This window comes from Paraburkholderia sp. RL18-085-BIA-A (genome assembly GCF_046027075.1).
In the GTDB taxonomy this organism is placed as follows: Bacteria; Pseudomonadota; Gammaproteobacteria; order Burkholderiales; family Burkholderiaceae; genus Paraburkholderia.
This window is the reverse complement of the sequence record NZ_JARESU010000372.1, coordinates 1-1,996: the sequence shown is the minus strand read 5'-3', so window position 1 is coordinate 1,996 and position 1,996 is coordinate 1. Positions and strand designations below refer to the sequence as shown.

Below are 1,996 nucleotides of genomic sequence, written 5' to 3'. Positions count from 1 at the left end.
ACCAAATCAAGAACGATAACGAAGCGAGTCGATGACGACACGTACAGCGACCGGAAGTTGGCGTCGGTCGGGATAATAGAGGAAGCTTCCCGCTAGCGTGACAGACCATCCCTCTAACACTTGCGTCAATGTGCCTGACTTCAGGTGGGGTTGCACCTGTTCTTTGAGAACATAGGCGAGGCCGTTTCCCGCTAGGGCGGCATGGATAAGGATATCGCTGTCATTGGCGATAAAGACCGGATCGACTGGCACCTGGACGGATCGGCCCTCTCGCTCAAAGTCCCAGAAATGGAGGGCCTTCAAACTTGGTCGTTGATATCCCAGACATGCATGGCCGGCCACATCGTCCGGAGTGAGGGGCGCGGCGTTGTTCTTCAGGTACGAGGGCGATGCAACCAGGGCGGTTCGGTAGTCAGCACCGATGCGAACTGCCACCATGTCCTTAGCCAATAGTTCGCCATTTCGGATGCCCATGTCGAAGCCAGCCGCGACGATGTTTGCCAAGGAATCATCTACCGACAATTCAACTACGACCTCAGGATAGTCGCGCCGAAGTTGTGCGAGCTTCGGCACGACGAACATAAGCGCTGCCGTGCGATGAACACTGATACGGACACGGCCTGCTGGCCGGCTTCGATTGTCCGCAAGCGTTGTCAAGCCTGCCCCGATCTCGATGAAAGCGGGCCGCAACCGGCTCAACAGCTTTTCTCCCGCAGCGGTCGGTGCGACGTTTCTTGTGGTTCTATTGAGCAGCTTGACGCCGAGGCGCGCCTCCAGCAAGCGAATGGAATGACTGAGAGCAGAAGCGGAAACGCCGAGTCGCGCGGCTGCACGCGTGAAGCTGGATTCCTCGGCGATGGTTGCAAAAGTTAGCAGATCGGCCAGATCCTCGCGGTTCATTGTTGAGTCTCACTCATGATTTCATACAAAATTATGTCACTAATCAACAAAACCGACAGGCACTAGACTGCTGGAACTGATGACAGTCCGACGCAATAAGGCGTCGTGCAGTGCGCAGGAGGATCGATGACAGCAAACATGATCGCAGTGGTGACGGGTGCGAGCAGAGGCGCCGGAAAGGGCATCGCGATCGCGCTTGGAGAAGCCGGGGCCACGGTCTATGTCACCGGGCGCAGTGCCACTGGGGGCGAAACGCCCTTCGGCGGTTCAGTAGATGAAACAGCCGAACTCGTGTCTCGCGCAGGCGGGACAGGAATAGGAGTTGTGCTCGATCACGCAGACGATCTGGCAGTGGCAGATTTCTTCGCCGACATCCGTCGTCAACACGGCCGTCTCGATCTCCTCGTGAACAACGCCGCAAAGGTTGGTGCACCCGCTCAAGGCGGCTTCTGGCAGAAGCCGTTGGATACGGCCGATGTGATTACTGTCGGCCTGCGCTCGCACTACGTGGCTAGCTACTATGCTGCGCCGCTTCTGATTGCCAATGGCCGTGGGTTGATTGTCAACACCGGACACTACGGTGCCGTCAGCTACCATCAGAACCCGGCCTACGGCGCCCAAAAGGCAGGTGCGGACAAAATGGCGGCCGATATGGCGAAGGAGCTACGGCCATACAATGTCGCCGTGGTTTCCGTCTGGATGGGCGGTTTAGATACCGAACGTGCTCGCGCCTATCTCGCTACGCTCCTCGAAGACAAGCGCCCCAAGCAAAAGCGCGAGTCTCCACAATTTACAGGTCGCACTATCGCCGCGCTCTATGAATTTGAGTCCATGATGGCACTTTCAGGCAGGGCGCTGATCGGCGCGGAGATCGGCGCAACACTCGGCGTGACCGACATCGACGGTAGCCGGCCACTCTCTGATCGCTACGCGATGGGTGGCCCGCCTGAGTTACATCGTTCCCTTACCATTTAAGCCGTCCTGCCATATACAAATCTGAACACTAGCGAAGCGTGTCGGATGAAACCGTGCGATGTCGGCTTTTGTCCGGGCAACGGCCATTCGTGATCGTAGCCTACAGGGCGGCTGTGGGTCG

The 1,996-nt window shown here is 57.8% G+C and carries 2 protein-coding genes; one reads left to right on the top strand and one right to left on the bottom strand.

Going from position 1 to position 1,996, the window contains the following annotated elements; translation table 11 throughout:
* Positions 1 to 6: 6 nt before the first annotated feature.
* On the bottom strand, positions 7 to 900 hold the full coding sequence (locus P0D89_RS52515; RefSeq protein ID WP_408371036.1) for a LysR family transcriptional regulator: 894 nt from the start codon (positions 898 to 900) through the stop codon (positions 7 to 9).
* A gap of 126 nt (positions 901 to 1,026) precedes the next feature.
* Between P0D89_RS52515 and P0D89_RS52510 the strand changes: the two genes are divergently transcribed.
* Positions 1,027 to 1,875: an SDR family NAD(P)-dependent oxidoreductase gene (locus P0D89_RS52510; protein WP_408371035.1), complete on the top strand. Its 849-nt coding sequence runs from the start codon at positions 1,027 to 1,029 to the stop codon at positions 1,873 to 1,875.
* Positions 1,876 to 1,996 lie beyond the last annotated feature (121 nt).

Bases quoted from the DNA above. Each gene is read 5' to 3' on its own strand.
- P0D89_RS52515 (WP_408371036.1), bottom strand. From the start codon at position 900: ATGAACCGCGAGGATCTGGCCGATCTGCTAACTTTTGCAACCATCGCC.
- P0D89_RS52510 (WP_408371035.1), top strand. From the start codon at position 1,027: ATGACAGCAAACATGATCGCAGTGGTGACGGGTGCGAGCAGAGGCGCC.